18 protein-coding genes are annotated in these 21,675 nt (G+C 59.6%); 14 read left to right on the plus strand and 4 right to left on the minus strand.

Annotated features, from left to right (window positions below):
- Nucleotides 1–6 precede the first annotated feature (6 nt).
- The gene (locus ACW9IR_RS06020) at nucleotides 7–597 is read left to right on the plus strand and encodes an LON peptidase substrate-binding domain-containing protein (RefSeq protein ID WP_095122093.1); all 591 of its coding nucleotides are present in this window, start codon (nucleotides 7–9) and stop codon (nucleotides 595–597) included.
- 156 nt (nucleotides 598–753) lie between these two features.
- Here ACW9IR_RS06020 and ACW9IR_RS06025 read toward each other — a convergent pair whose 3' ends face one another.
- The 4 genes from ACW9IR_RS06025 to ACW9IR_RS06040 form a co-directional block, all read right to left on the minus strand.
- Nucleotides 754–4,251 carry a calcium-binding protein gene (locus ACW9IR_RS06025; RefSeq protein ID WP_457462173.1) on the minus strand — a complete coding sequence of 1,166 codons (3,498 nt, stop codon included), beginning with the start codon at nucleotides 4,249–4,251 and terminating at the stop codon, nucleotides 754–756.
- Between the two features lie 118 nt (nucleotides 4,252–4,369).
- Nucleotides 4,370–6,133 carry a hypothetical protein gene (locus ACW9IR_RS06030; protein ID WP_102899888.1) on the minus strand — a complete coding sequence of 588 codons (1,764 nt, stop codon included), beginning with the start codon at nucleotides 6,131–6,133 and terminating at the stop codon, nucleotides 4,370–4,372.
- 636 nt (nucleotides 6,134–6,769) lie between these two features.
- Complete coding sequence (locus tag ACW9IR_RS06035) at nucleotides 6,770–8,086, minus strand: bifunctional DedA family/phosphatase PAP2 family protein (RefSeq protein WP_102899889.1); 1,317 nt, start codon at nucleotides 8,084–8,086, stop codon at nucleotides 6,770–6,772.
- 68 nt (nucleotides 8,087–8,154) lie between these two features.
- Nucleotides 8,155–8,850, minus strand: a complete 696-nt coding sequence (locus ACW9IR_RS06040) for a DNA-3-methyladenine glycosylase (protein ID WP_095122085.1) — start codon at nucleotides 8,848–8,850, stop codon at nucleotides 8,155–8,157.
- 177 nt (nucleotides 8,851–9,027) lie between these two features.
- Here ACW9IR_RS06040 and ACW9IR_RS06045 point away from each other — a divergent pair, with 177 nt between their 5' ends.
- The 13 genes from ACW9IR_RS06045 (at nucleotide 9,028) to ACW9IR_RS06105 (ending at nucleotide 21,613) form a co-directional block, all read left to right on the plus strand.
- Complete coding sequence (locus ACW9IR_RS06045; RefSeq protein WP_457462176.1) at nucleotides 9,028–10,299, plus strand: glutamate-5-semialdehyde dehydrogenase; 1,272 nt, start codon at nucleotides 9,028–9,030, stop codon at nucleotides 10,297–10,299.
- Nucleotides 10,268–10,990 carry a nicotinate-nucleotide adenylyltransferase gene (gene nadD, locus ACW9IR_RS06050; RefSeq protein WP_110720319.1) on the plus strand — a complete coding sequence of 241 codons (723 nt, stop codon included), beginning with the start codon at nucleotides 10,268–10,270 and terminating at the stop codon, nucleotides 10,988–10,990. The genes ACW9IR_RS06045 and nadD overlap by 32 nt, the downstream gene beginning before the upstream one ends.
- 72 nt (nucleotides 10,991–11,062) lie before the next feature.
- Nucleotides 11,063–11,557 carry a ribosome silencing factor gene (gene rsfS, locus ACW9IR_RS06055; RefSeq protein WP_016986117.1) on the plus strand — a complete coding sequence of 165 codons (495 nt, stop codon included), beginning with the start codon at nucleotides 11,063–11,065 and terminating at the stop codon, nucleotides 11,555–11,557.
- A gap of 9 nt (nucleotides 11,558–11,566) precedes the next feature.
- Nucleotides 11,567–12,034 carry a 23S rRNA (pseudouridine(1915)-N(3))-methyltransferase RlmH gene (rlmH, locus tag ACW9IR_RS06060; RefSeq protein WP_003185785.1) on the plus strand — a complete coding sequence of 156 codons (468 nt, stop codon included), beginning with the start codon at nucleotides 11,567–11,569 and terminating at the stop codon, nucleotides 12,032–12,034.
- 10 nt (nucleotides 12,035–12,044) lie between these two features.
- Nucleotides 12,045–13,940, plus strand: a complete 1,896-nt coding sequence (gene mrdA / locus ACW9IR_RS06065) for a penicillin-binding protein 2 (protein WP_102899891.1) — start codon at nucleotides 12,045–12,047, stop codon at nucleotides 13,938–13,940.
- A gap of 31 nt (nucleotides 13,941–13,971) precedes the next feature.
- On the plus strand, nucleotides 13,972–15,075 hold the full coding sequence (gene rodA, locus ACW9IR_RS06070; protein ID WP_049802149.1) for a rod shape-determining protein RodA: 1,104 nt from the start codon (nucleotides 13,972–13,974) through the stop codon (nucleotides 15,073–15,075).
- 17 nt (nucleotides 15,076–15,092) lie between these two features.
- The gene (mltB, locus tag ACW9IR_RS06075) at nucleotides 15,093–16,103 is read left to right on the plus strand and encodes a lytic murein transglycosylase B (protein ID WP_457462179.1); all 1,011 of its coding nucleotides are present in this window, start codon (nucleotides 15,093–15,095) and stop codon (nucleotides 16,101–16,103) included.
- Nucleotides 16,103–17,113: a septal ring lytic transglycosylase RlpA family protein gene (locus ACW9IR_RS06080; protein ID WP_095122076.1), complete on the plus strand. Its 1,011-nt coding sequence runs from the start codon at nucleotides 16,103–16,105 to the stop codon at nucleotides 17,111–17,113. The genes mltB and ACW9IR_RS06080 overlap by 1 nt, the downstream gene beginning before the upstream one ends.
- Before the next feature lie 187 nt (nucleotides 17,114–17,300).
- Entirely contained in the window at nucleotides 17,301–18,458 is a 1,158-nt protein-coding gene (locus tag ACW9IR_RS06085; protein ID WP_016986121.1) for a D-alanyl-D-alanine carboxypeptidase family protein, read from the plus strand.
- Nucleotides 18,459–18,543: 85 nt separating this feature from the next.
- A complete protein-coding gene (locus ACW9IR_RS06090; protein WP_039761816.1) occupies nucleotides 18,544–18,819 on the plus strand; it encodes a DUF493 domain-containing protein in 276 nt (91 codons plus the stop codon).
- Nucleotides 18,819–19,466, plus strand: coding sequence for a lipoyl(octanoyl) transferase LipB (gene lipB / locus ACW9IR_RS06095; protein WP_095122072.1), 648 nt, complete (start codon nucleotides 18,819–18,821; stop codon nucleotides 19,464–19,466). The genes ACW9IR_RS06090 and lipB overlap by 1 nt, the downstream gene beginning before the upstream one ends.
- A gap of 25 nt (nucleotides 19,467–19,491) precedes the next feature.
- Nucleotides 19,492–20,490: a lipoyl synthase gene (lipA, locus tag ACW9IR_RS06100; protein ID WP_161986515.1), complete on the plus strand. Its 999-nt coding sequence runs from the start codon at nucleotides 19,492–19,494 to the stop codon at nucleotides 20,488–20,490.
- Nucleotides 20,491–20,662: 172 nt separating this feature from the next.
- Nucleotides 20,663–21,613 carry a S66 peptidase family protein gene (locus tag ACW9IR_RS06105; RefSeq protein WP_102899893.1) on the plus strand — a complete coding sequence of 317 codons (951 nt, stop codon included), beginning with the start codon at nucleotides 20,663–20,665 and terminating at the stop codon, nucleotides 21,611–21,613.
- The last annotated feature ends 62 nt before the right edge of the window (nucleotides 21,614–21,675 follow it).

Genomic DNA, 21,675 nt, shown 5'->3' on the forward strand with positions numbered 1-21,675 from the left:
ATGTCTATGAGTCTGCCGCTTTTCCCGCTGAACACGGTGCTGTTTCCCGGTTGCAATCTCGATTTGCAGATATTCGAGGCGCGCTATCTGGACATGATCGGCCGCTGCATGAAACAGGGCGCAGGCTTCGGCGTCGTGTGCATCCTTGAGGGCCATGAAGTCGGCGCTGCCCCTGAAGGTTTTGCCTTGGTCGGATGTGAGGCGCGCATCACCGATTTCCAGCAGCAGGACAATGGTCTGCTGGGGATTCGGGTGCAGGGCGCTCGACGTTTCAACGTGTTACGCACCGAGGTGCAGCGCGATCAATTGATCATCGCCGATGTCGAGTGGCTGGACGAGGAGCCCGAGCAACCGTTGCAGGACGAAGACGCCGACCTGATGGCGCTGCTCAAGGCATTGGCGGAGCATCCGATGGTCGAGGCGCTGAACATGGGCATCGAAGCGCTGGGGCAGCAGTCATTGGCCAATCAATTGGCCTATCTGTTGCCTTTCGCTGAAGAAGACAAAATCGACCTGCTACAACTCGATGATCCGCAACAGCGACTCGATGCAATCCAGGCGTTGCTCGATGAGTTGCAGGGCGAATTGTTCGCATAGTTACACTTCGATGGGCCCCTGCCATCTGCCCGCAGTGTTTGGGCTTTGCTTCGGCAAGACTCACAGGAACTCGCTGTCGGGCCCAATAATGGTCAGGCTCCGATGTGACGAGGAACATCACATCGGGCGCTTGGCATCAATCAGCTTCGGTCAGGGTCAAGAGGCGCTGGCCGGCGCTATGACCAGGTCTTCGGGTTTGATCCGCAAGGCCGGGTTGCTGTCGATTCCCCAGTAGTCTTTTGTCGAGTTGTAATACAGCGTGCCGTCCAGTTTCGTCGTCACGCCAAGGTTCTGGACAATGATTCTGGCGGCCAGCTCATTGCGTTGCCGGTGCAGGCGAATGTCGGCCAGCAGGCTATCGACGCTCGAATAGCTCTGTGCGTTGATCAGGTAAAGTTGCAGCACTTCAAACAGCAAGGCGACCTCATAGATGTTGCCGGAGCGGGTTACTACGCTCACCGACTCGACCGGCATGTCATCTTCTATGGTCGGCAACTCGATCAGGGCGCTCCCCACCCACAGGCGCTCGGCGTCCAGTTTGATGTCATCGCGGCTGATCGCCTCGGTCATCCGGGCGGTGAACAGATTCCAGGTCGAGGCATTGCTCGTTCTTGCCTGGGCTCCCGGAGTCATCAGGCGAATGATCATGTTGCTGGTCAGGTAGATGTCGTAGGACGAACTTGCGCCTTGGAGAACATAGATGCCGTTGTGGGATGCGGCCTCTATATCGACCCGGTTGGGTGTGGCCGGCAGCGCGATGGTGCGAGCAATCGTTGGCCGCGAAAACAGATATTCACCATGTCTTGGCTGCAGGCAGCCAGCGGCCTTGCGAATCTTGCTGCCCGGTTCCATGGCGTCCGACAGATAGGGCAGATCGGGCAGTTGCAGCCGGTAAGAAACGCCGTCCTGCATTACCACGGCAATGTCCTGTGCCAGATGAGCAGTCGTGACCTTCAGGCTGTTTTGGCCGCTGTAGCCATTGGCGTACGTCGATGTCTGGACGACGCCCTTGAGCGTCACTATTTTCTCTGGAAGCAACAGCGAGATATTGATGTCGCTGTAGTACAGGTGGGAGTTGAGCGATACGCCCGCGCGCTTCTCGACATGGTAATTGACGACCACATCGACCATTTCGGCATCCTTGTAATCCAGATAGATGACTCTGGAGGTTTTGCGCAGGCCGGGCCCGGCAACGAATTCGACCCTGCGCTCGGTGCGTGCCACAAAATGCCGCTTCGATCCCTGCTCCGTGAGCGTGACCGTGCCGCCATTGATGATCTCGGTGGCAGCGGATTTGCCGATGACACTGACGACCACTTCAACATCCTGCGCCGGCGCGCCCTGCATCAGCGATGGCAGGGCAGGCAGCAGTTCATAGCCGTCCTGGGTCTTGAACAGCAATTGGCCATTTTTCAGGTGACGTTGACCGTCGACCCATTGGTAGATGTTTTCGATAGTCAGGACATGCTCGGGGTCCTCACCATCCCGGCCATGCAATGAACTGACGAGCAGTGAGGTGCCGACGATCTGCCATCGCTGGATCCATTCGATGGGCCAGCCCAGTTCGATGACACTCGACTGCTCACCGTCTTCAATGATCGTGGTTCTGGCTGAGGTGTTCGCGATGTAGTAGCGATCCAGGCCGAGACCTCCGTCAACACGGCAATCGGCACCGCGGATGGCAATGGTGTCGTCACCGTCACCGGCCGCGATGTGATCATTGCCATTGGCCGAAATGCGATTGGCCTCGCTGCTCCCGGTGACCAGACTGACACCATTGCGCAATGTCGAGATGTTTTCGATCGCGCGCACGTGTGCGATCTCGATCGCAGTCGTGGTCTGGTCATGGCTGCGCAGGGCGACCTTGCCGGTCTGCAGATTGATGTTGTAACCGAGGTGGCGAGTATCAGTGACGGGGCGGCGGCCTTCAAAGGCCAGGGTGTCGGAACCTTCGCCGCCATCGAGCGTGCTGATACCGGATGGCGCTGCTTGCTGATTGAGCAACTTGTCGGTGGTTTCGAAGTAAAACTCATCGGCCTTGCTGCCCCCGGTCAGGGTCTTTGTGCCCTCCCGATAGCTGAAGAAGTTAGGTTTGTCCTTGACCCCGACGACCTGGTCGTTGCCGTCATCGAGGCGCCAGAACACGCCTTTGTCATCGCCGGGCGTACCTTTGACGCTACCCGCGAGGTTTGGCGGTATGCCGTCGCGGGCATCGATGATGTCGTCGCCGCCGATGATGACTGTTTCGCTGTCGAGCTTGAACGCTTGTTCTCCGGCGCGCTCATTCCATTGGTGACGCCAGATTTTCAAGGGTTGCAGTTCGACACTGAAGCTGCCGTTGACCACATATTCCGCAAAGTTCTTGTAGGCACCTTCCAGCAAGGCTTTGGTCGAGACCTCCCGTTGCCGGGTGTAATCACTGAATGCCTTGGAGATTTTGAAGCGGTCCAGCACTTCTTGATCCAGCTCCTGCCCGGTGAAGGCGAACCAGCCGGAGCGCAATCGTTCATGGGCGCTCAGTTCGATGTAATCATCAATATCGTCGACCACTCGCGCGGCCTGGTAAATCATCGACCCGAGAATGAGGATGGCTGCTGCGGCCAGGCCCAACGGGCCGGCGACACTGCCAAAACCGGCCAGAGCCGCTGCGCCCAGCGCCAGGCTGATGCCCGCACTGGCGACACTCAGAGCGCCGGCGACGTAGTGATCCTGTGCCTCCTTGCCGCTGGTCGCCGCGGCCGCATTGAACGAGGACACGGCATCGTTGATGTCGAATGGCAGGGTGATTGCGCTGGCAAAGAGGCCGGCACCCCGACTCAGGTATTTGCCGGCCGACGTCAGCGGGAATCGCCCAAACGCCCTCGAACCGTTTCTGAGCATCGCTTCGCCGGTTTTGGTCAGGCCGCGTTCGATGATCAGAGAACCGAATTCGGCAGCAATCGAACTCCCTTGGTAGACGGCTTCCAGGGTGTCGCCTTTTTTGATGGCATCCATCATCGCCATGTAGCCGCTGTAAATCCCGAATGCCTGCAAGCCGACACCGGCACCACTCATCAGGTAGCTTTTGGATTTGCTGACCCAGCCCGGTGCGTTTTCAAACGAGTCGACGCGGTGAATGTCCAGGGTTTGTGCCGCGTGGCTCAGTTGGTTCAGGCGCTCCATTCCGCTGCCGGCGGGCAGCGGTCTGGCGCTGACGAACAGCGCCGAGGCGTCGCTGGAACGTTTGCAGGCAATTTCAAAGAAGAGGGTGGCCACGACCCCGCTGTCGGCGATGTCCGCGTGTCTGACGCGTGTCTCGACCGTTGCCGAGTTGAAGTTGAGTGCATTCAGAAAGGCCTGGTCCGGTGTTTTTATGCTGGCGTTCGCCGCACTGATGACCTGGCCGTTGACCGTGGCGCCCAGGGCCTTGAGTTCCACACGGCTCACCCAGACTTCACCGATGCGCAGGGGGCCGAAATGTTTATCGAGGGATTTGAGTGTGTGTTTTACGCCTTCGCCTTCAATGAGTGTGTCTGTTGTTATGTTTGAAAGTGTGGAAGTGGCTTCAGTATTGTTGGCTGCAGGCGCATGAGTATTGGCCGAACGACTGATTGCGGTGACCTGCAGAGTGGGGCCAAGAGGTATTTCGATTGCCGGTTCTATAAGTTTTGCCACGAGTTGATCCTTTTAATGATAAGCGTTGTGCCGCCCCGGTTTCCGTACCGGTTTGAATAAAGCGTTTAACTGATTTGAATCAGGCGAAGTTGTTGCGAGTACAGGCATTCAGGCGCATTTATTCAGGCCAGTTGATGTCATCGCCGAACTCGTCTTTATTGCCGGAAAGTTTGAGTATCGGTTTGCCCGCCGCTTGCGCGGCATCGATCAGTCGATCGTATTCATCTTGGTTGGCACGCCCTGCGTGGGTTGCCGCTTCGATGCGTTCGGCGTTTGCGCCGGCCTGTTCCTGGATGTCGTAAACGTTCGCCGCTTTGCTCAGGGTTGAATCCAGCAGCCAGACGCGCTTGGCGTCCAGACCTTTTTTGGTCACGGAAATCAGGCCTTCGTGATCATCCGAGGGAAACCGGGTGGTCGGAGCGTCGAGGGCAGACGAGTTGAACAGATAGTTCACTTCATGGGGGACCACTTCCAGGCCTCGGGTGTCCAGCACATAGATAAACATTTGTGTCTGGCGCTCCCGGGTCCGTTCGTAGTTGCGTTCACGATCCATCGCGACCGGGCTTGCGGCATCCGACCAGTCGGAAGAGGCGCTGCTGTCGCTGCTGTTACCGGCATCGCTGTCAGGGGATACATCGTCTGCGGCTCTGCCGGGATACTTGTTGGTCTGGCTGTTGAATCGCAGGTATTCCGGGTCCGGTGCGCTGGCATACATCTGTCCTTCCTTGAGGCTGAACGTGGCGCTCATCGGTTTATGCGTGGAGGCTCCGGGACTGTGTGCGTAGCGGGGCAGCATAGTGTCGTCATTCGCCAATTCGAACGGTGTGCGTTCATCCCCGCGAAACAGCGCCGGCACGTCGGTTCGATAAAGGCAGTTGTGCTGGTTGCGCAGGTAACCCAGTTTGGCCAACAGCGCTTCGCGCAGCTCAACGGTCAAAAGGCGTTCCGGGTCGTACCAGTCATGGCGCGGGTGGCGTTTCAAATGCAGTTCGCTGATAGCATCCTGACTCAGTTGGTCGAGGCGATGCGGGTTGCCGATGTCTTGCGTCAGACGTTTATGCGCCGTTGCCCACGCCGGCATCGTCAGCTCGTTCTTGAGGTGCTGCTGCAAGCGGGTCAACTGGCCTGGCAGCAAGTTGTATGACTGCAGGAATGTCTCGCGTTCTGTCGCGGTCATGGACGGATGCAGCCAGCGCAGTGAGCTTCCCAGCAACGCCTCAACGGCGTTCGGCAGGTCTCGCGGCTCGACCCAGCGTGGCGGGCCGCCCGAAGCCTGGGCCTCGATCCGGAATCGCGCGATGTCCTGGCCTTCCACGGCGTACGCCTGCCATATCTGATGATCGGTCCATTGCTGCAAATGCGTGGCGGGGACGCCAAATCCGTTGACGGGCGGGGCGACCTGAATCCATCGGGCGTATTGATCGCGGAACGCAAACAGTGTGTCGGTTCGCGTTGAGCCCGGTCTCGGTTCAAGTTCGTAATACCCCTGAGCATCCGGAGAGCGATCCGATGGCCTGTAGCGGTTCGGGTCAATGAATGTCGGCGCCTCCATCGTGCGCGGTTGTTTGGCAGCAGAGGGCTGATCGATCTGTTCGTCCGTGAATGCAGAGCGACGCTTGGGAGCAGGCTCGCCTGCCGTTTGTGCGGTCTGGCGGACACGGTTGGTGGCAATGTCGTCGGAGGTCAGACGCCAGGTTGGCCGCCCTTCATTTTTGTAGATGATCGGGCCAAGTGCATCACGGTCTTTGAGCAGCTTCAGCCGATAGACTTTGAGTTTTTCGTCCAGGTCGACATGCGCGGTGCGCAGGCCTCCGTCGTGTTCGACGTCGACAAACCGGCGCCCGACGATGAAACGCCAGCCCTCATCGTTGGCAGATTGCATTCCCCGCAGGAAAGGGGCGTGAAGCCAGTATTTATCCACAGGGTGTTCGTTCGCGTGGCCGTCAATGCTCCGTGTCGGCATTTCGCTGATGTGCAACGTGGCTGGCGGGGGGTAATCGATGGCCGGATCAGGCGTATGGGGGCGAGTGGGGTGTGTTGAAACACGGGAATCGAAAGGCCAGTGTGCACGTGTAGAAGCGAGGTCCGGCTGGCGCGCGGGTGGCGAAATGGATTCGATGGGTTGCGACGATACGGTGGGTGGTTTGCGCGGTGTTTTTGGACTCATGGATTACTCGGAGTTGATTGGGTTCATGGGTATTTAAGTTGCTGATTGAGTGCGTGTGATGTTTGTGTATTGCATATGAAAGTTTGTCAGTGGTTATTTGATTGTTTTGGTTTTGAAGTTCTGGCGGTTTCAATGTAATTGATTTTTTGGTGGGCAGTTGGTGCGCTATTACGATGTTGCGGTTAAATATGTAACTTGAGTTTTATAGAGCGGGGTGATGTAGGTAGTTGGAGTTATTAAGCGAGGAATATTTACCGGGAAGGTATTAAGGGGGCGTAGGGAGATCGCGCCACTCTTGTCGGAATAATCCTCAAAGAGTGGCGGATAGGGGAAAGGGACAAACAGGTTTAATCAGTACGCGTAACGCAATAGTGTGTGGGGCAGGTGGCGAAACGCGAAGAAACTGAACAGTGCCACCAGTGCCGGCAGAATCAGCCACCAGACTTTGAAAGGCATTGCATTGAGGGGGCCCTGGCGCTGATTCAGCCACAGGCTTGCAGCACAGACACATGCCGCCAGCATCGCGCCGGCGAGGACATCGGTCGGCCAGTGCGCACCCAGGTAAACCCGTGAAAGGGCAATCGCCAGGGCCGGAATGCAGCCAACCAGCAGCCAGGTCAAGCGCATGCGGGGTGGTTGGCCGCGGCCAGCGAGGACGCCCAGGGTCAGGAATAGTGCGAAAGAACCCGAGGCATGGCCACTGGGCATGCTGAAGCTGGTAATCGGGTCGGCTAGTATTTCCGGACGAACCCTTGCGAAAAACAGCTTGGTCACCGTGTTGGCCAGCGCCGTGCACAGCAGGGTACTTGCGGCAAAAATCGCCTGACGCCACTGGCGGCACAGCAACAGCAGACCTGTCAGCAGAATGCTGAACATCAGCATGTTGCGGAACTCGCCGATCAGGGTAAAGGTGACGGCGATTTCATCCAGCAGCGGTTGGCGATGTTCCTGCACCAGCGTCATCACGCCTTGGTCGAGGGCTGTCAAATACGGATAGCCGATGAACAGACCGAGCAGAATCAACAGGCTCATGCTGCTGATCCACAGCGTCGCCCGGCGGTGACGGCGCAGGCTGCTGTTCGCGCTGAGGCCGACCATGACCGCGATGCTGGCAGCGACGATCCCGGCCTCAAGCCAGAAACCCTCCGGCAATGGCAAGCGAAACGCCGCGCCGGTGGCCCAACCGGGCAACAGATAGGCCAGGCTCCAGCCTGCGGCGGCCAACAAGCTGACGGCGGCGAAGCGCGGGAAGGGCATGTCGCACATCCCGGCGACCATTGGCAGCATCGGGCGCAGTGGGCCGATAAAGCGTCCTACCAACAGGCTGGCGATCCCGTAGCGCTGGAAATAGGTTTCGGCGCCGGCCATCCATTCCGGGTGATGGCGCAGTCCCGGCAGTCGTCGGATGTTCTGGTGGAAATGTCGACCGAGAAAGTACGAGATCAAATCGCCAAGGATGCCGCCGAGGAAGCCCAGCAACAGGGTTTCACTCAACGACAGCGCGCCGCTGCCAGCCAGTGCGGCCACGGCAAACAGCAGTACCGTGCCAGGCACGATCAACCCCGCAATCGCCAGGCATTCGACAAAGGCAACAATGAATACCGCCGCGGCCAGCCACTGTGGATTGGCCGCCAGCCAACCGGTCACGCTATCGAGCCATGGGCCCATACAGAAAAACTCCAATCATTGATTAACCCTGTGCAGGAGCAGCCTTCGGCAACTCCTGCATTGGGGAGTCACAGCAAGAAATAATCCCGGCCTTCGACCTGGCCGCGTCGAAGCGGGTTCCGCGTGCACCATTGCGCATAAGCTGAGTCGACGAAGCGGTACATCAAGTGCTCGTCACGGCCATGGGGAATGCCCAGGCGTGTGGTTTGAATGATGTGCGACGGCGCAGGCCCGGTGTCTTCTACCAGAAGTAATTGGTGATCGAAACGTTTGGCGTCCCACATCGGTACTTTCAAACCCAGTGCTTTGCACAGCAAGGTCTGACCGGCGCAGAGCTTCTGCGACGGGCGCGGACGGCCCTGGGCATCCGGATTGTTCAGCAGCATCTGCGCCAGGCTCGCCGGGCCGCTGATTTCATCGACCCACGGATAGGCGGATTTGATCAGTACGGCATTGCCCGGCCCCTGTGCGCTGAAGTTCAGGGAGTCACCCCCGCGGGCGTAATACATATAGATGTGTCCGCCATCCAGAAACAAAGCCTTACGTTTTTCTGTATAGCCGAGGGAGGCGTGACTGCCTTTTTCTGCGCAGTAATACGCTTCGGTTTCAATGATTCGCGCACTGAGCCACAGGTCGCCGATCCGATGGCGGATGACTTTGCCGAGCAGATCGCGGGCCAGCACTTGCGCGTCACGGTCGAAAAACGTGTCCGGGAGCCCCAGCGGCAGGCGTTCGGCGCGGTTGCGAACGGTCAGGTTGGACATGGCGGGCAATGTTTATCCAGGCTGAAGAGGTCGAGATGATAACAACGCACGGCTTAATTGAGCCTGAACACCGGCGAATCAGCGTTCATTTCGACCATCCGCCCGTCACCGCTGTTAGTCCCGGGACGCGACAGCTATAATCTGCCGCTTTCCTCTTTGCCAAGACCCCAGCAGACCATGACTGAGTCCGTTCTTGACTACATGACCCGATTGGGTCGCGCCGCCCGCGCAGCTTCCCGGGTCATCGGCCGTGCCAGCACCGCGCAGAAAAACCGCGCCTTGCAGGCTGCTGCCAATGCCCTGGACGCCGCGCGCGCCGAGCTTGCCGCAGCCAATGAACAGGATCTGGCTGCCGGTCGCGCCAATGGTCTGGAGCCGGCACTGCTGGAGCGTCTGGAGCTGACCCCGGCGCGCATCGACGGCATGATCGTCGGTTTGCGTCAGGTCGCTGCACTGCCGGACCCGGTCGGTGCGATCCGTGACATGAGCTTCCGTCCGTCGGGGATTCAGGTCGGCAAGATGCGCGTGCCGCTGGGCGTGATCGGGATCATCTACGAATCCCGTCCCAACGTGACCATCGATGCCGCCAGCCTGTGCCTGAAGTCCGGCAACGCGACCATTCTGCGCGGTGGCTCTGAAGCGATTCATTCCAACCGGGCGATTGCCGCGTGCATTCAGCGCGGTCTGGCCGAGGCCGAGTTGCCCGCCGCCGTGGTGCAAGTGGTCGAAACCACCGACCGTGCCGCTGTTGGCGCGATGATCACCATGCCTGAGTACGTCGATGTGATCGTGCCGCGTGGTGGCCGTGGCCTGATCGAACGCATCAGCCGCGATGCCCGGGTGCCGGTGATCAAACATCTGGACGGTATCTGCCACGTCTACGTCAGCGCCCATGCCGATCTTCTCAAAGCCCAGCGCATCGCCTTCAATGCCAAGACTTATCGTTATGGCATCTGCGGTGCGATGGAGACCTTGCTGGTTGACGAAACTGTTGCGAAGGATTTCCTGCCGTCGATGGCGGCGCAGTTCCGCGAAAAAGGCGTCGAACTGCGCGGCTGCGAGCGCACCCGGGCGATCATCGACGCCGTTGCCGCCAGCGAAGACGACTGGAACACCGAATATCTGGCGCCGATCCTGTCGATCCGTGTGGTCGACGGTCTGGATCAGGCCATCGAACACATCAACCATTACGGCTCCCATCACACCGACTCGATCGTCAGCGAAAACCTTGCCGACACCCGCCGGTTTGTGGCGGAAGTCGACTCGGCGTCGGTGATGATCAACACGCCGACGTGCTTCGCCGATGGATTTGAATACGGATTGGGTGCCGAGATCGGCATTTCTACTGATAAGCTGCACGCCCGTGGCCCGGTGGGTCTCGAAGGACTGACTTGCGAGAAATATGTCGTGGTCGGTGATGGCCAGTTGCGCGGCCAGGCGCCGGTCTGACTTGACCGACCTCGACCTGACAGCGCCGCAAACCGGCAGCGAGCCTCGCCCCCGTCGTATCGGCGTATTGGGCGGTACGTTCGACCCGGTGCACATCGGCCATTTGCGCGGTGGGCTGGAAGTCGCCGAAGCGCTGGCGCTCGACGAGTTGCGTCTGATGCCGAATGCGCGGCCGCCACATCGCGGTACGCCGCAGGTGTCGGCGCAGGATCGCTTGGCGATGGTCGAGTGTGCGGTGGCCGGAATGCCGCCGCTGGTGGTGGACGCCCGCGAATTGCAGCGGGACAAGCCGTCCTGGACCATTGATACCCTGGAGTCGATGCGTGCCGAAATGCCCGCCGAGACCCAGGTTTTTCTGCTTTTGGGCTGGGACGCATTTTGCGGCCTGCCCACTTGGCATCGCTGGGAAGAGTTGCTCCAGCATTGCCATATCCTGGTGCTACAGCGCCCGGACGCCGACAGCGAACCGCCGGATGCCTTGCGCAACCTGCTGGCAGCGCGTTCGGTGAGCGACCCGCTGGCCCTGAAAGGGCCGAGCGGACAGATTGCATTCGTCTGGCAGACACCGCTCGCGGTTTCCGCCACCCAGATCCGTCAACTGCTGGCCAGCGGTAAGTCGGTACGTTTCCTGGTGCCCGACGCGGTCCTGGCCTACATCGATGCGCACGGTCTGTACCGTGCGTCGAACTGAACAAGGCGTGCTTCACTGATACGAATCCACGTGTCGCCAAGCCGCCGAATATACGAGCAAAACGAGTTTTATATGACTGACAAAGACCAAACCAAAGTAAAGCGCAAAGGCACATTCAAGAGCGCCCCGCTGCCAGAACCGGTCAACACCAATGAGCCGCTGAAGGGCGACGAACTGGTCAAGCTTGCCGTAGCCGCTCTGGAAGACGTCAAGGCGCAAGACATCCAGATCATCGATGTTCGCGACAAGCAGAGCATCACTGACTACATGATCATCGCCACCGGTACCTCCAACCGCCAGATCAACGCGATGCTCGACAAGGTTCGCGAAGAAGTCAAAAAGCAGGGCGCCAAGCCGCTGGGCGAAGAAGGCAAGGGCGATAGTGACTGGGTGCTGCTCGACCTGGACCTGGTAATCGTGCACATGATGACTGCCTCGGCACGTCAGTTCTACGATCTGGAGCGCCTGTGGGCCGGTGCCGAGCAAAGCCGTGCGGCCGACGCCAAGCACCACAGCCCGGAAAACACCCACGAGCATTTCACCAAGCTCAACAAAGACCAGCTGTAAGGGATTGCTGTGCGACTGCGCCTGATCGCCGTCGGTTCACGCATGCCCAAGTGGGTGGAAGAAGGCTGGCATGAATATGCCAAGCGTCTTCCGTCCGAGCTGGCGCTGGAACTGGTGGAAATACCGCTCAATACCCGTGGCAAGAATGCCGACGTGGCCCGATTCATCCGCCAGGAAGGCGAAGCCATGCTGGCCAAGGTCGGGCCGAACGAGCGGATCGTCACGCTGGAAGTCCACGGCAAACCCTGGAGCACCGAGCAGCTGGCGGTCGAACTCGACCGTTGGCGGCTGGATTCGCGCACGGTCAATTTCATGGTTGGTGGCCCCGAAGGGCTGGCGCCGGAAGTCTGCGCCCGTGCCGATCAGCGCTGGTCGTTGTCGCCGCTGACGTTGCCGCACCCGTTGGTGCGGATCCTGATCGGCGAACAGTTGTATCGTGCCTGGACCGTGTTGTCCGGTCACCCTTACCACAAGTAATCCAGCCCTCATGTCTCAGCCGATCCGCATCAAGGACCACGAAAAGGACGCACGCCTGGTGCGTAGCCGCGTCGTGTTCGGGGCCATTGCGATCATGCTGTTGATCGGCGTGCTGATTGCGCGGCTGTATTACTTGCAGGTGATCCAGTACGAGTACCACTCGACGCTGTCGGAAAACAACCGCGTCCACGTGCAGCCGATTCCGCCGACGCGCGGGCTGATTTTCGACCGCAATGGCGTGGTGGTGGCGGACAACCGTCCAAGCTTCAGCTTGAGCATGACCCGGGAGCGCTCCGGCGACTGGCAGCAAGTGCTCGACGTGATCGTCGAAGTGCTGGAACTGACGCCGGAAGACCGGGTGATCTTCGAGAAGCGCATGCGCCAGGGGCGCCGGCCGTTCGAGCCGGTGCCGATTCTGTTCGAGCTGAGCGAAGAGCAGATTGCCCGAATCGCCGTGAACCAGTTCCGCCTGCCCGGCGTGGAGGTGGTTGCACAACTGGTTCGTCACTACCCGCAGGGCGCGCATTTTGCGCACTCGGTGGGCTACATGGGGCGGATCAACGAGAAAGAGTTGAAGAGCCTCGATCCGGTCAACTACAGCGGCACCCACCACATCGGTAAAACCGGCATCGAACGTTTCTACGAGCCGGAATTGCACGGTCAGGTCGGTTACGAAGAAGTCGAGACCAACGCCCGTGGCCGTGTGTTGCGGGTGCTCAAGCGCACCGATCCGATTCCCGGCAAGGACATTGTGCTGAGCCTGGACATCAAATTGCAGGAAGCGGCCGAGGCTGCGTTGGGTGGACGTCGTGGTGCGGTTGTGGCGCTCGATCCGAAGACCGGCGAAGTGCTGGCGATGGTCAGTCAGCCGAGCTTCGACCCGAACCTGTTCGTCACCGGGATCAGCTTCAAGGCGTATGCCGAGTTGCGTGATTCCATCGACCGGCCGCTGTTCAACCGCGTGCTGCGCGGTCTGTACCCGCCGGGCTCGACGATCAAACCGGCGGTCGCGATTGCCGGTCTCGATTCGGGTGTGGTGACAGCCTCCAGCCGGGTATTCGACCCGGGCTACTACATGCTGCCCAACTACGATCACAAATACCGTAACTGGAACCGAACGGGCGATGGCTTCGTCGACCTCGACACGGCGATCATGCGGTCCAACGACACCTACTTCTATGACCTGGCGCACAAGCTCGGCATCGATCGGTTGTCGGCCTACATGAACAAGTTCGGCATCGGCCAGAAGGTCTCGCTGGACATGTTCGAAGAATCCCCCGGCCTGATGCCATCGCGCGAGTGGAAGCGGGCGACGCGCAAGCAGGCGTGGTTCCCGGGTGAAACCCTGATTCTCGGGATCGGCCAGGGCTACATGCAATCAACGCCGCTGCAACTGGCTCAGGCCACGGCGCTGGTCGCCAACAAAGGCATCTGGAACCGTCCGCATCTGGCCAAATCCCTCGAAGGGGTGAAGCCGGTGGATGAAAATCCGATGCCGGACATTATCCTGCGTGATCCGTCGGACTGGACCAAGGTCAACCACGGCATGCAGCAGGTTATGCACGGCGCGCGCGGTACCGCGCGCAAAGCGGCGATCGGTGCGCAATATCGCATCGCCGGCAAATCGGGTACGGCGCAGGTCGTGGCGATCAAGCAGGGTGAGAAGTACGACCGCTCCAAGGTTCAGGAACGCCACCGCGACCATGCCTTGTTCGTCGGTTTCGCCCCGGCCGATGACCCGAAAATCGTCGTATCGGTGATGGTCGAGAACGGTGAGTCTGGCTCCGGCGTTGCCGCGCCGGTGGTGCGTCAGGTCATGGACGCCTGGCTGCTCGATCAGGACGGACGTTTGAAGGCCGAATACGCCAGCCCAATCAGTGCGGAGGCTACGGCCCGTGATGAATAACTTTGATCGCATGCTCTCCAGTGAGGATGTGATGCGTCGCCGCGCGACGTTGCTGCAAAGACTGCATATCGATGGCCCGCTGTTGATCCTGCTGCTGATCCTCGCCGCCGGCAGTTTGTTCGTGCTGTATTCGGCGAGCGGCAAGAGCTGGGATCTGTTGGCTAAACAGGCCACTTCGTTCGGTATCGGTCTGGTATCGATGATCATCATCGCCCAGTTCGAACCGCGTTTCATGGCGCGTTGGGTGCCGCTCGGCTATGTGATTGGCGTGGTGCTGCTGCTGGTGGTGGACATCATGGGTCACAACGCCATGGGCGCGACACGTTGGATCAATATCCCAGGGGTGATTCGCTTCCAGCCTTCGGAATTCATGAAGATCCTGATGCCGGCGACCATCGCCTGGTACCTGTCCAAGCGCACGTTACCGCCACAACTCAAGCATGTCGGCATCAGCCTGATGCTGATCGGCGTGCCGTTCGCGCTGATTGTACGCCAGCCCGATCTGGGCACTTCGCTGCTGATTCTGGCGGGCGGCGCATTCGTCTTGTTCATGGGCGGGCTGCGCTGGCGCTGGATTCTCAGCGTGCTGGCCGCGGCAATTCCGGTGTCGGTGGCGATGTGGTTTTTCATCATGCACGACTACCAGAAGCAGCGGATCCTGACCTTCCTCGACCCGGAAAGTGATCCGCTGGGCACCGGCTGGAACATCATTCAGTCGAAAGCCGCGATCGGTTCCGGCGGTGTTTTTGGCAAGGGCTGGCTGCTCGGTACTCAGTCGCACCTGGACTTCCTGCCGGAAAGCCACACCGACTTCATCATTGCCGTACTCGGCGAAGAGTTCGGGCTGGTGGGCATTTGCGCGCTGTTGCTGATCTACCTGCTGTTGATCGGCCGAGGGCTGGTGATTACCGCGCAGGCACAAACGCTGTTCGGCAAATTGCTCGCCGGGGCGTTGACCATGACGTTTTTTGTTTACGTTTTCGTCAACATCGGTATGGTCAGTGGCCTGTTGCCGGTCGTAGGGGTGCCGTTGCCGTTCATTAGCTACGGAGGAACTTCGCTGGTGACACTGCTGTCAGCGTTTGGGGTTTTGATGTCGATCCATACCCATCGCAAGTGGATCGCGCAGGTTTGAATAAGGTGAAGAGTTCAATGCAAGTAATGCGTGGCTGGGCGACTCGATGCGCGCCGCTGGTTGGCCTGATGGGCCTCCTGGGCAGTGTGCAGGAAGCGCTGGCCGGCGAATACGAAGGCTCGCCGCAGGTGGCCGAGTTCGTCGGTGAAATGACCCGCGACTATGGTTTCGCCGGTGAACAACTGATGGGGGTGTTCCGCGAGGCAGAGCGCAAGCAGTCGATTCTTGACGCCATTTCCAAGCCCGCCGAACGGGTCAAACAGTGGAAAGAATACCGTCCGATGTTCATCACTGACGCGCGCATTGCTCGTGGTGTGGACTTCTGGCGTCAACATGAGGCGACCCTGGCCCGTGCCGAGCAGGAATACGGGGTACCGGCACAAGTCATCGTGTCGATTATCGGCGTTGAAACCTTTTTCGGACGTAATACCGGTAATTTCCGGGTGATCGATGCGTTGTCCACGCTCGGTTTCGACTATCCTCCCCGTGCCGAATTTTTCCGCAAGGAACTGCGTGAGTTCCTTCTGCTGGCGCGTGAAGAACAGGTCGACCCACTGACCCTGAAAGGCTCGTACGCCGGGGCCATGGGCTTGCCGCAGTTCATGCCGAGCAGCTTCCGCGCTTACGCGGTGGATTTCGACGGTGACGGCCACATCAATATCTGGAATAACCCGGATGATGCGATCGGCAGCGTCGCCAGTTACTTCAAGCGTCACGGCTGGGTGGCCGGCGAACCTGTGGTCATCCGCGCCGATGTGCGTGGCGAGCAGGTCGATGAAGGCCTGACCACCGGCATCGAGCCGACAAAGACCGTCGCAGAGTTGCGAGCGCTGGGCTGGTCAAGTCATGATGCGCTGCGCGATGATATGCCGGTTACTGCATTTCGCCTCGAAGGCGACAATGGCCCCGAATACTGGATGGGCCTGAAGAATTTTTACGCGATCACGCGTTATAACCGCAGCGTGATGTACGCCATGGCCGTACATCAACTGTCTGAACAGCTGGTACAAGCACGGGGCGTCAAGTAATGCGGGCATTGCCTAACAATAAACCCCTGAAGCTGGTGGCTTTCGCTGCGTTGGCGGTGTTGGTCGCCAGTTGTACGACCAGCCGTGCGCCGACTCAGAAAACCTCTTCGACCGCTGTGCGTGCACAGCCGGGCCTGGACATCAACCGCGCACACAAAGATGGCGCGCCGTGGTGGGACGTCGACGTGTCGCGCATCCCCGATGCCACCCCGACCCTGCACACCGGGCCCTACAAGGCCAACCCGTATACCGTGCTGGGCAAGACCTACTTCCCGTTGCAAGAGTCCAAGACCTACGTCGCCTCGGGTACGGCGTCCTGGTACGGCACCAAGTTTCATGGTCAGAACACCGCCAATGGCGAGGTCTACGACCTGTACGGCATGAGTGCCGCGCACAAAACCTTGCCACTGCCAAGTTACGTTCGGGTGACCAACCTGGACAACAACCGGACGGTGATCCTGCGGGTCAATGACCGTGGGCCGTTCTACTCTGACCGCATTATCGATTTGTCCTACGCGGCGGCGAAAAAACTCGGTTACGCCGAAACCGGCACCGCGCGGGTCAAGGTTGAAGGCATCGATCCGCAGCAGTATTGGGCTGCCAAGGGCCGTCCGGCACCGCTGATGCTCAACGAGCCGCAAGTCGCGCAGAACAGCGCACCGGTGATCACGGCCTCGGCCGGCACCGTCGAACAATGGACGCCGCCGCCGCAGCAACATGCCTCTGACACCGTCCCGGTGCCGATGAGCGCAAAAAAAAACGCTTCTGCAACAGCGTCTGGCCAGTATCTGCAGGTGGGCGCGTTCGCCAACCCGGACGCTGCAGAACTGCTGAGGTCGAAGCTCAGCGGGATGGTGAGCGCTCCGGTGTTCATCAGCTCGATCGTGCGCAATCAGCAGACTCTGCATCGGGTACGCCTGGGGCCGATCGGCTCGCCGGGTGAAATCGCCCAGGTGCAGAACAGCGTGCGCCTGGCCAACCTTGGTTCGCCAAGCGTGGTCACCGAGTAATACGTAGAACTTGATTGACGGTTCACTTGCGGTATCGGGGGGTGAACCAGGTTGTTGGCTCGTCGAAGAACAAAAGCCCGGCAAGGGTGACTGGAGTGAGCAACTGAACACGCGATGGCTCGTTAGAAAGTCATCTGATTAAATTTTGTCCGCAAGGACAGTTTCCATTAGCGATTTCGAGAGACGGATGAACATCACCACCTTTGCCAAACGCCTGTGTCTGCTAGTCCCGCTGCTCCTCTCGCCAGCCGCCTTCGCGGCCGAGATGATGCCGTCGCCACCGCAACTGGCCGCTAAAGCCTACGTACTCATGGATGCCGCCAGCGGCAACGTGCTGGTAGAAAACAACGGTGACCAGCGTTTGCCACCGGCCAGCCTGACCAAGCTGATGACCGCGTACATCGCGACCCTGGAAATCCGTCGTGGCCAGATCGGTGAAAACGATCCGGTGACCGTCAGCGAGAACGCCTGGCGTACCGGCGGTTCGCGGATGTTCATCAAAGTCGGCTCGCAGGTAACTGTCAGCGACCTGCTGCACGGCATCATCATCCAGTCCGGCAACGACGCCAGCGTGGCGCTGTCCGAGCATATCGCCGGCAGCGAAGATGCGTTCGCCGATCTGATGAACAAGACCGTCACCGATCTGGGCATGACCAACACCCACTTCATGAACCCGACCGGTCTGCCAAATCCTGAGCACTACTCGTCGGCTCACGACATGGCGATCCTGGCGCGCGCGATCATCCACGAAGACCCGGCTCACTACGCGATCTACTCGCAGAAAGAGTTCTTCTGGAACGGCATCAAGCAACCTAACCGCAACCTGCTGCTGTGGCGTGACAAGACCGTTGACGGTCTGAAAACCGGTCACACCGATGAAGCCGGCTACTGCATGGTGTCCTCGGCTGTACGTGATGGCCAGCGCCTGATCGCCGTGGTGTTCGGCACCAACAGCGAAGTGGCTCGCGCCGCTGAAACCCAGAAGCTGCTGACCTACGGTTTCCGCTTCTTCGAAACCCAGACCTTCTATCAGAAGGGCACCGAACTGGCTCAGGCCCCGGTGTGGAAAGGCACCACCAATCAAGTCAAGGCCGGCCTGGCTGAAGACCTGACCATGACCCTGCCAAAAGGCCAGCTGAAGAAGCTCGCTGCCAGCATGACCATGAACCCGCAACTGACCGCGCCAATCGCCAAGGGCGACGTGATCGGTAAAGTCGAAGTCAAACTGGAAGACAAGGTCGTGCACAGCGCTGACCTGATCGCTCTGGATGGCGTCGAGGAGGGTGGTATCTTCCGCCGCATGTGGGATAGCATCCGTCTATTCTTCTACGGCTTGTTCAACTGATTTGTGTTGACCTGCATGGCCCCGCCCCGATCCGGTGCGGGGCCATGCGCGTTATCACGGCTTGCGCTCAAGAGGCCGTTACGCCATGACCGATACCGAAGTAAAGGCGCCAAAGATCGAATTCCCAGTGACGGATTATCCCGTTAAGGTGATCAGCGATACCGGTGTGGGCAACAAAGACAAGATCATCGACATCGTCAAGAAACACGCGACCATCAACGATGAGCGCATCGACGAGCGTCAAAGCACCAACGGCAAATACACCACGATTCAGTTGCACATCGTCGCGACCGATCAGGATCAGCTGTACAACATCAACAGCGAACTGCGGGCGACCGGTTTCGTACACATGGTGTTGTGATGCCGGGCACGCTGGGCTTTCGCGAACTTGGCCAGTTGGCTTACGAGCCGGTCTGGCATGCCATGCAACGCTTTACCAACGAACGCGGCAGCGATGCCGCCGACGAAATCTGGCTCGTCGAACACCCGCCGGTGTTCACTCAGGGCCAGGCTGGCAAGGCCGAACACTTGCTGCTGCCGGGAGACATCCCGGTGGTGCAGGTCGATCGTGGCGGCCAGGTGACTTATCATGGCCCCGGCCAATTGGTGGCTTACCTGTTACTGGATGTGCGCAAACTGGGTTTCGGCGTGCGTGATCTGGTCAGCCGCATGGAGCTTTGCCTGATCGAACTGCTGGCCAGCTACGGCGTGACCGCGGCGGCCAAGCCAGACGCTCCCGGCGTGTACGTCGATGGAGCGAAAATCGCTTCTCTGGGTTTGCGGATTCGCCACGGTTGTTCCTTTCATGGCCTGGCCCTGAACGTGGATATGAACCTGGAACCGTTTCGACGGATTAATCCCTGCGGCTATGCCGGGCTGGCGATGACCCAGCTGAGCGAGCACGCAGGATCGATTGAATTTGCCGAGGTAAGTGCCCGGCTGCGCGCGCAGCTCGTCAAACACCTCGACTATGCTGAGCAGACGACCCTGACGGGCGGAATCGACTGATATGACTACTGATGCAGTGCAAACCATGATCCCGACGCTCGACGTGACCGAGCGCCCGGCCCCGCGTCCCAAGGTAGAAGCCGGCGTCAAGCTGCGCGGCGCCGAGAAGGTTGCACGCATCCCGGTAAAGATCATTCCGACCACCGAGCTGCCGAAGAAACCTGACTGGATTCGTGTTCGCATCCCGGTTTCGCCGGAAGTCGACCGCATCAAGAGCCTGCTGCGCAAACACAAACTGCACAGCGTCTGCGAAGAAGCCTCCTGCCCGAACCTCGGCGAATGCTTCTCCGGCGGCACCGCGACCTTCATGATCATGGGCGACATCTGCACCCGTCGCTGCCCGTTCTGCGACGTTGGCCACGGTCGTCCGAAGCCACTGGACGTCAACGAGCCGGAAAGCCTGGCCATCGCCATCGCCGACCTCAAGCTCAAGTACGTGGTGATCACCTCGGTCGACCGCGATGACCTGCGTGACGGCGGTGCCCAGCACTTTGCCGATTGCATCCGCGAAATCCGCAAACTGTCGCCGAACGTGCAGCTGGAAACCCTGGTTCCGGACTACCGTGGCCGCATGGACGTTGCGCTGGAAATCACCGCCGCCGAGCCGCCGGATGTGTTCAACCACAACCTGGAAACCGTGCCGCGCCTGTACAAGGCTGCGCGTCCGGGTTCGGATTACCAGTGGTCGCTGACCCTGCTGCAACGCTTCAAACAGATGATGCCGCACATTCCGACCAAATCCGGCCTGATGCTGGGTCTGGGCGAGACCGACGAGGAAGTCATCGAAGTGATGAAGCGCATGCGCGAACATGACATCGACATGCTGACCCTTGGCCAGTATCTGCAACCGTCGCGCAGTCACTTGCCGGTGCAGCGCTTTGTGCACCCGGACACCTTCGCCTGGTTCGCCGAGGAAGGTTACAAGATGGGCTTCAAAAATGTTGCCTCGGGCCCGCTGGTGCGTTCTTCGTATCACGCCGATGAGCAAGCGAAGCTGGTCAAGGCTGAGCTGCTGGGTTCCTGATCCGGCGCTGAATGAAAAAATGCCCGCCGAGGTTTTAACGCCCGGCGGGCATTTTTTTGCCCGTCTTACATAAGATGCTGATTTTTCCTGCAACCTGCGGCGTGGCCGACCCTCTTCTGTTTGCCCCCGTTCCTGACTACTGTGTGTGCATGACTCACAGGGAGATCCAAGGATGACCGTTCGACCGACCCACACACTTTGCCCGCACAAAGCCGTGCCCGCGTTGCCCTCAGAAGGACTGATCGGCGTCATTGCACCTGCCGGACCCGGTGCTCTGGACACCGATAAGGCGCTGCAATGGATGCGTGCCCGTGGCTATGGCTTGAAGGTGTTTCCCGGTGTCTACGAGAAGGACGGCTATCTGGCCGGCAGTGACGATGTGCGCCTGCGCGATCTGCACGCGGCGTTCGCTGACTCCGAAGTCGACGCGATCATTTGCCTGCGTGGCGGCTACGGTACGCCGCGCTTGCTCGACCGTATCGACTACGATTTGCTGAGCCGCCACGCCAAGCCTTTCGTCGGCTACAGCGATATCACCGCACTGCACTTGGCCATCAGTCGTTATGCCGGGTTCGTGACCTTTCACGGGCCGCTGCTCAATGCTGACCTGCTGGGTGACAAGGAGCCGCCGACGGTCACCTCGTTCTTCGCCATGCTGCGCGGGCAATTGAAGGCAGGGAGTGTGTTTAGCCATCCGGTGGCTTATCCATTGACCACGGTCGAGCCCGGTATCGCCCACGGGCGCTTGCTCGGCGGTAATCTGGCGATGATCGCTTCGACGTTGGGTACGCCTTACGAAATCGATGTCGAGGGTGTGATTCTGCTGATCGAAGACATCAATGAGCCGCTGTATCGCATTGATCGCTTGCTGACGCAGATGCGTCTGGCCGGCAAGTTGGCGAAGTTGCGTGGGGTGTTGGTCGGGGATATTGCCGGTGTCGATGTTGATGCATTGAACCGCTTGCTCAAGCAGACCTTTGAACCGTTGCGGATCCCGGTGCTTTCGGGGTGGCGTAGCGGGCATTGTGATCCGAACCTGACATTGCCGATGGGCGCGTTGGTGCGGCTCGATGCCGGGAAGAAGGAATTGATGCTGGAGCAGGATGTGGTGATCAAGGCTTAAAGGTTAGTCGCCTGATAGTTAGTCTTCGCGAGCAAGCTCGCTCCCACATTTGATCTGTGGCG

The sequence above is a fragment of the Pseudomonas sp. SDT291_1_S447 genome (assembly GCF_054070155.1).

What these genes read in the sequence shown, in the direction of transcription:
- ACW9IR_RS06020 (WP_095122093.1), top strand. Translation starts at nt 7, where the DNA reads ATGAGTCTGCCGCTTTTCCCGCTGAACACGGTGCTGTTTCCCGGTTGC.
- ACW9IR_RS06030 (WP_102899888.1), bottom strand. Translation starts at nt 6,133, where the DNA reads ATGCAATCTGCCAACGATGAGGGCTGGCGTTTCATCGTCGGGCGCCGG.
- ACW9IR_RS06035 (WP_102899889.1), bottom strand. Translation starts at nt 8,086, where the DNA reads ATGGGCCCATGGCTCGATAGCGTGACCGGTTGGCTGGCGGCCAATCCA.
- ACW9IR_RS06040 (WP_095122085.1), bottom strand. Translation starts at nt 8,850, where the DNA reads ATGTCCAACCTGACCGTTCGCAACCGCGCCGAACGCCTGCCGCTGGGG.
- ACW9IR_RS06045 (WP_457462176.1), top strand. Translation starts at nt 9,028, where the DNA reads ATGACTGAGTCCGTTCTTGACTACATGACCCGATTGGGTCGCGCCGCC.
- nadD (WP_110720319.1), top strand. Translation starts at nt 10,268, where the DNA reads ATGGCCAGTTGCGCGGCCAGGCGCCGGTCTGACTTGACCGACCTCGAC.
- rsfS (WP_016986117.1), top strand. Translation starts at nt 11,063, where the DNA reads ATGACTGACAAAGACCAAACCAAAGTAAAGCGCAAAGGCACATTCAAG.
- mrdA (WP_102899891.1), top strand. Translation starts at nt 12,045, where the DNA reads ATGTCTCAGCCGATCCGCATCAAGGACCACGAAAAGGACGCACGCCTG.
- rodA (WP_049802149.1), top strand. Translation starts at nt 13,972, where the DNA reads ATGCGTCGCCGCGCGACGTTGCTGCAAAGACTGCATATCGATGGCCCG.
- mltB (WP_457462179.1), top strand. Translation starts at nt 15,093, where the DNA reads ATGCAAGTAATGCGTGGCTGGGCGACTCGATGCGCGCCGCTGGTTGGC.
- ACW9IR_RS06080 (WP_095122076.1), top strand. Translation starts at nt 16,103, where the DNA reads ATGCGGGCATTGCCTAACAATAAACCCCTGAAGCTGGTGGCTTTCGCT.
- ACW9IR_RS06085 (WP_016986121.1), top strand. Translation starts at nt 17,301, where the DNA reads ATGAACATCACCACCTTTGCCAAACGCCTGTGTCTGCTAGTCCCGCTG.
- ACW9IR_RS06090 (WP_039761816.1), top strand. Translation starts at nt 18,544, where the DNA reads ATGACCGATACCGAAGTAAAGGCGCCAAAGATCGAATTCCCAGTGACG.
- lipB (WP_095122072.1), top strand. Translation starts at nt 18,819, where the DNA reads ATGCCGGGCACGCTGGGCTTTCGCGAACTTGGCCAGTTGGCTTACGAG.
- lipA (WP_161986515.1), top strand. Translation starts at nt 19,492, where the DNA reads ATGATCCCGACGCTCGACGTGACCGAGCGCCCGGCCCCGCGTCCCAAG.
- ACW9IR_RS06105 (WP_102899893.1), top strand. Translation starts at nt 20,663, where the DNA reads ATGACCGTTCGACCGACCCACACACTTTGCCCGCACAAAGCCGTGCCC.